This is a genomic window from Mycobacterium sp. (genome assembly GCF_035603715.1).
In the GTDB taxonomy this organism is placed as follows: domain Bacteria; phylum Actinomycetota; class Actinomycetes; order Mycobacteriales; family Mycobacteriaceae; genus Mycobacterium.
The window spans coordinates 1-5,714 of sequence record NZ_DATNJW010000475.1 but is presented as its reverse complement, the minus strand read 5'-3'; the positions used below and the strand labels follow the sequence as shown (position 1 = coordinate 5,714).

Sequence of the window (5,714 nt, the reverse complement as noted above, 5' to 3'; positions counted from 1 at the left end):
GACAGCCAGAAGGGCATCGTGATCGGCAAGGGCGGGGCGCGGCTGCGTGAGGTGGGTACCGCCGCGCGCACGCAGATCGAGAAGCTGTTGGGCACCAAGGTTTATCTCGACCTGCGCGTCAAGGTTGCCAAGAACTGGCAGCGCGATCCTAAACAGCTTGGCAGACTTGGCTTTTGAGGTAGAGAACGCGGGTTATCGCAGCGCTTCGGTCTCGGTGTTCCACCAGACGTCCGGCTGTTTTGCCGCCCAGCCGCCCAGCGCTTCCAACTCGGCCGCCAGCGACACCAGCAGTGGTTCGCTGTTGGCCGGGCCCATCAGTTGCACGCCGATCGGCAAGCCGTCGGAAGTGAAACCCGCCGGGACATTGATCGACGGCCAGCCCAACACATTCCAGGGCCAGGTCACCGGGCAGGCGGCGATCATCGCGCGATCGGTACCCAGGCCGCTGAGCCGGTCGAAGGCATGCACCGGCAGGGGAGGCAGCGCGGTGGTCGGCGCCAGCACGACATCCACGATGCGGAAGATCGAGCCCACCCGACGCTGATCGGCGGCCTCGTGCGCACGGGCGGCGCGCAATATGTGTTGTGAAAGCACCCGGCCGATCCGCATGTTGGAGAGCGTCCGGTGATCCCACTCCACGCCGTCGCCCAACCGCTCGGCCCAGTCCAGCAGCCCGGATGTGGACCGCGACAAGAAGTTCCATGACAGCCGCAGTCCGTAGTCGGGATTACCCGAGACGACGCTGTGGCCGAGCAGTCGAAGCTGGTCGCCCGTCGATTGCAGCGCCGCCCTGATCTCCGGGTGCAGGCGGGCTTTAAAAGCGGTGAACGGGAACCCGGTTGACAACGCGATGCGCAGGGGACCTGGTGCGATGCCGACATGGTCGGACACCTTGACCGGTCGCGGCTTGTGCAGGTCGCCGTCGACGTTGCCGGACGCCGCATCCAGCACGAGCGCCGCATCGGCGACCGTGCGGGCCAGCACGCCGTTGACCGTGATCCCGTTGAATGCCTCGCGCAGCGGCCACGTCGAGATGCGGCCACGCTGCGGTTTGATGCCGACGAGGTGGGTCCAGGCCGCCGGGATACGAACGCTGCCCGCGCCGTCGGAGCCGATCGCGGCGGTGACCAGTCCGGCGGCCACCGCGGCCGCGCTGCCCCCGGAGGATCCGCCCGGGGTGTGCCTGCGTGACCACGGGTTGCGGGTATGGCCGAAGCCGGGTCCGCTGGTGAACGGCCACTGGCCCAGTTCGCAGGCGTTGGTCTTGCCGACGATCACGGCACCGGCGGCCTTGAGGCGTCGAACCACCTCGGCGTCCTGGGTGGCCGGCTGCACATACCCGGAGGTGCCGAAGGCGGTTGGTTGCCCGGCGACGTCGACGTCGTCTTTGACCGCGATCGGTACGCCCAGCAGCGGTGACTGGTCGCCGGCGGCGCGGCGGCGATCGGCCTGGGCGGCGTCGGTCAGCGCCGTCTCGGTGAGCACCACCCGGAAGGCGTTCAGCGTCGATTGGCTGAGGCCGATGGCGTGCAGCGAGTGACGTACCAACTCGGCAGAGGTCACCTCACCGCTGGCCAGCTGGTAGAGCTGGTCGGTCAACGTCGGGAAGCGGCGATCGGGGGAGTTACTCATCGGTATCGACATTATCGGCGCGTGCACCGGGTGCCGTCGCAACGTGGTGACAAACTGATATCTATGCGGTTGTACCGGGATCGAGCGGTGGTGTTGCGCCAGCACAAGCTCGGCGAAGCCGACCGGATCGTCACCCTGCTCACCCGCGACCACGGGTTGGTTCGCGCGGTGGCCAAAGGTGTGCGCCGCACTCGCAGCAAATTCGGGGCGCGACTCGAACCATTCGCGCATATCGACGTACAACTGCACCCGGGCCGCAACCTGGACATCGTCACGCAGGTCGTCTCGCTTGACGCGTTCGCCACCGACATCGTCAGCGACTACGGCCGCTACACCAGCGCGTGCGCGATGTTGGAAACCGCCGAACGCCTGGCCGGCGAGGAGCGGGCACCCGCCCCGGAGCTACATCGGCTCACGGTTGGTGCGCTGCGGGCGGTGGCCGACGGCAGCCGACCTCGCGAGCTGGTGCTCGATGCGTACCTGCTCCGCGCGATGAGCATCGCCGGGTGGGCTCCGGCGCTGACCGAATGCGCGCGCTGCGCGACACCGGGCCCGCACCGGGCGTTTCACGTCGCCGCGGGTGGCAGCGTGTGCAACTACTGCCGCCCGGCCGGTGCGACGACACCGCCCCTGGGCGTGCTGGATCTGATGGCAGCGCTGCGCGACGGCGATTGGGAAGCCGCGGAGGGTGCGCCGCAATCTGCCCACAGTCAGGTCAGCGGATTGGTGGCCGCTCACCTGCAATGGCATCTGGAGCGGCAACTGCGAACACTGCCGTTGGTCGAGCGGATCCGGCGGGTCGATGTGATCGATCAGAGCCTCCTCGACCGCCGGATAGCTCTGGTCAGGCAGGATGTGGCCCATGGAGACGAGCCGGGTGAGCCGCTCAGAGCGGAGGGCTGAGCGCAAGCGGAAGTCCGACTTCCCGCAGCTTGCCCCGGCGCCCGACGACTATCCGGTCTTTCCTGACACTTCCACGTGGCCGGTGGTCTTCCCCGCGTTGCCGCGCTCACCCGACGGCGGGCCCCGCCGGCCGCCACAGCACATCTCCAAAGCGGCCGCGCCGCGAATCCCGGCCGAGCAGTTGCCCAATCACGTCGCGATCGTGATGGATGGGAATGGCCGTTGGGCCACCCAGCGCGGGCTGCCGCGAGTTGAGGGCCACAAGATGGGCGAGGCGGTCGTCATCGACATCGTCTGCGGTGCAATCGAGATAGGCATCAAGTGGCTTAGCCTCTACGCGTTCTCCACCGAGAACTGGAAGCGCTCCGCCGACGAAGTCCGGTTCCTGATGGGATTCAACCGCGACGTGGTGCGCCGTCGCCGGGTGAACCTCAACGAGATGGGCGTCAAGATCCGTTGGGTGGGCTCGCGTCCACGCCTGTGGCGCAGCGTCATCAACGAGTTGGCGATCGCAGAGCAGTTGACCCTGCACAACGACGTGATCACGGTGAATTACTGCGTCAACTACGGGGGCCGCACCGAAATCGCCGAAGCTGCAAGGGATATCGCGCGCGAGGCCGCGGCGGGCAAGCTGAACCCCGAACGGGTCACCGAGGCGACCGTCGCCCGGCACTTGCATCGCCCGGACATTCCCGACGTGGATCTGCTGTTACGGACTTCTGGTGAACAGCGGACCAGTAACTTCATGCTGTGGCAGGCGGCCTATGCGGAGTACATCTTTCAGGACACCCTCTGGCCCGACTACGACCGCCGCGACCTCTGGGCGGCCTGCGAAGAGTACGCGTTGCGGCATCGACGTTTCGGGACGGCGTGATGGGTAACCGGGGTGAGCAGGGCCAGGCACATCGCACTCCGTCTCCCCGGCGCGGAATGGGACCACACTGATGCCCTCGTTGCAGGAGCGGTTGCTGACGGTGCTTTCCGAAGTGCTGCCGGTCGAGGAGGAATCTGACGGAGCGCTGACCGTCCACCATGCCGGCACGATCGCGTCGCTGCGGGTGGTGACGATCAACGAGGACCTGGATCTGGTGTCGCTGACGCAGATGGTGGCGTGGGATCTCGTGCTGACCAAGAAGATTCGCGACAGTGTGGCCGCGCAGTCGAACTCCACCCTGCTGGGATCGGTGACGTTGGTGGAGAAGGCCGCCGACGGGCCGGCCAAACGTAATTCCGGCAAGGCCGCAGACGTCGTCTTGCGCTACAACTTTCCGGGCAATGGCCTCAACGACGATGCGCTGCGCACGCTGGCGTTGATGGTGCTCGACAAGGGTGCCGAAATCCGGCGCGCGGTAACGGCATAGCGCCGCGTCAGCGGCGGCAGTCCGAGCAGGTGCCGTAGATCTCGATGGTGTGGCTGACGTCGGAGAACCCGTGCTTGGTCGCAACCTCGGCCGCCCACGCCTCGACCTCACGATCGCCCACCTCCACCGTCGACCCGCAACTGCGGCACACCAGGTGGTGGTGATGGTGTTCGGAGCAGCGCCGGTAGACCGATTCACCGGTGTCGTTGCGCAGCGTGTCGAGCATGCCCGCACTGGCCATCGACTGCAGCGTGCGGTAGACGGTGGTCAGCCCGATGTTCTCGCCGCGCCGACGCAGCTCGTCGTGCAGCTCTTGAGCCGAACGGAAATCGTCCAGGGTGTCCAGCAGGCTCGCGATCGCCGCCCGCTGCCGAGTGGACCGCACACCAGCCTTGGTTTCGCCGGCTGCAGCACTCATAGCTTTTCCTCGCCCGCATGCGCGACGGCGTCGACCACGATATGGGCCAGGTGATGATCGGCCAGCCGGTACAGCACCTCGCGTCCTGACCGCTCGCCGGCGACCACGCCCGCGGCTTTGAGAATCTTCAGGTGTTGGCTGACCAGAGGCTGCGGCACGCCGAGCGCATCGACCAGCTCGTGCACACACCGCTGGGACACGTGCAGCTGCAGCACGATTGCGATCCGCACCGGCGCGGCCAGCGCACGCAGCAGCTCGCCGGCAGCGTCGAGAATCTCGCGCGGCGGTGGCGTCGGCAGCTCGGCGGAGTCGCTGTGCTGGTGCTCGACGACCAGCTCGTCGCCATCGGCTGCGGTCGAGGATGAGAGGGACATACTGCCTCCACTGTCACATGCATGATCACGCATGTCAAAGAGCCCGCAGCGGATCGCTAGGATGACGGATCGTCCGCCTTTCCCAACATCAGGAGACATCACCTCGTGGCGTCCGTCATCGACACCGTCGTCAACCTCGCCAAACGGCGTGGCCTGGTCTATCCCGCCGGCGAGATCTACGGCGGGACCAAATCGGCATGGGACTACGGGCCGTTGGGCGTGGAACTCAAGGAGAACATCAAGCGGCAGTGGTGGCGCTCGGTGGTGACCGGCCGCGACGACGTCGTGGGCCTGGACTCGTCGATCATTCTGCCGCGCGAGGTGTGGGTCGCCTCGGGACACGTCGAGGTCTTCCACGACCCACTGGTGGAATGCCTGAACTGCCACAAGCGCCACCGGCAGGACCACATGCAGGAGGCCTACGCACTGAAGAAGGGCGGGGAACCGGACGACGTGCCGATGAGCGAGATCGTCTGCCCCGACTGCGGCACCAAAGGTCAGTGGACCGAACCGCGCGAATTCAACATGATGCTCAAGACGTATCTCGGCCCGATCGAGACCGAAGAGGGGCTGCACTATCTGCGGCCCGAGACCGCGCAGGGCATCTTCGTCAACTTCGCCAACGTGGTCACGACCTCGCGCTGCAAGCCGCCGTTCGGCATTGGCCAGATCGGCAAGAGCTTCCGCAACGAGATCACGCCGGGCAACTTCATCTTCCGCACCCGCGAGTTCGAGCAGATGGAGATGGAGTTCTTCGTCGAGCCCGCGACCGCCACCGAGTGGCACCAGTATTGGATCGATACCAGGCTGGCCTGGTACACCGACCTCGGCATCGATCCGGAGAACCTGCGGTTGTATGAACACCCCAAAGAGAAGCTGTCGCACTACTCCGACCGCACCGTCGATATCGAGTACAAGTTCGGCTTCTCGGGTAACCCGTGGGGTGAGCTCGAGGGAGTCGCCAACCGCACTGACTTCGACTTGTCCACGCACTCAAAGCATTCCGGTGTCGACTTGTCGTTCTAC

The 5,714-nt window shown here is 66.2% G+C and carries 8 protein-coding genes; 5 read left to right on the top strand and 3 right to left on the bottom strand.

What is annotated here, in order from left to right:
* The coding region (locus VN856_RS19665) for a KH domain-containing protein (protein WP_325692040.1) at window positions 1-177 on the top strand (177 nt) is incomplete at its 5' end.
* Between the two features lie 15 nt (window positions 178-192).
* On the opposite strand, the gene VN856_RS19660 is transcribed toward VN856_RS19665, so the two are convergent.
* Entirely contained in the window at window positions 193-1,632 is a 1,440-nt protein-coding gene (locus VN856_RS19660; RefSeq protein WP_414687005.1) for an amidase, read from the bottom strand.
* A gap of 63 nt (window positions 1,633-1,695) precedes the next feature.
* On the opposite strand from VN856_RS19660, the gene recO reads away from it, so the two are divergent.
* The 3 genes from recO to VN856_RS19645 all read left to right on the top strand — a co-directional run bounded on the left by recO (window position 1,696) and on the right by VN856_RS19645 (window position 3,896).
* Window positions 1,696-2,535, top strand: a complete 840-nt coding sequence (recO, locus tag VN856_RS19655; RefSeq protein ID WP_325692034.1) for a DNA repair protein RecO — start codon at window positions 1,696-1,698, stop codon at window positions 2,533-2,535.
* Window positions 2,495-3,409: a decaprenyl diphosphate synthase gene (locus tag VN856_RS19650; RefSeq protein WP_325692032.1), complete on the top strand. Its 915-nt coding sequence runs from the start codon at window positions 2,495-2,497 to the stop codon at window positions 3,407-3,409. The genes recO and VN856_RS19650 overlap by 41 nt, the downstream gene beginning before the upstream one ends.
* 70 nt (window positions 3,410-3,479) lie before the next feature.
* Window positions 3,480-3,896: a hypothetical protein gene (locus VN856_RS19645; protein ID WP_325692030.1), complete on the top strand. Its 417-nt coding sequence runs from the start codon at window positions 3,480-3,482 to the stop codon at window positions 3,894-3,896.
* A gap of 7 nt (window positions 3,897-3,903) precedes the next feature.
* Here the strand turns inward: VN856_RS19645 and VN856_RS19640 are convergent, their stop codons facing one another.
* Together VN856_RS19640 and VN856_RS19635 are read right to left on the bottom strand one after the other, a co-directional pair.
* Entirely contained in the window at window positions 3,904-4,314 is a 411-nt protein-coding gene (locus tag VN856_RS19640) for a Fur family transcriptional regulator (protein ID WP_325692028.1), read from the bottom strand.
* Window positions 4,311-4,688 (bottom strand): metalloregulator ArsR/SmtB family transcription factor, encoded by a 378-nt coding sequence (locus VN856_RS19635; RefSeq protein ID WP_325692027.1) that lies wholly within the window; start codon window positions 4,686-4,688, stop codon window positions 4,311-4,313. The genes VN856_RS19640 and VN856_RS19635 overlap by 4 nt, the downstream gene beginning before the upstream one ends.
* An 87-nt stretch (window positions 4,689-4,775) precedes the next feature.
* Between VN856_RS19635 and VN856_RS19630 the strand changes: the two genes are divergently transcribed.
* Window positions 4,776-5,714, top strand: a 939-nt coding sequence (locus tag VN856_RS19630; RefSeq protein WP_325692036.1) for a glycine--tRNA ligase, incomplete at its 3' end; no start/stop codon positions are given.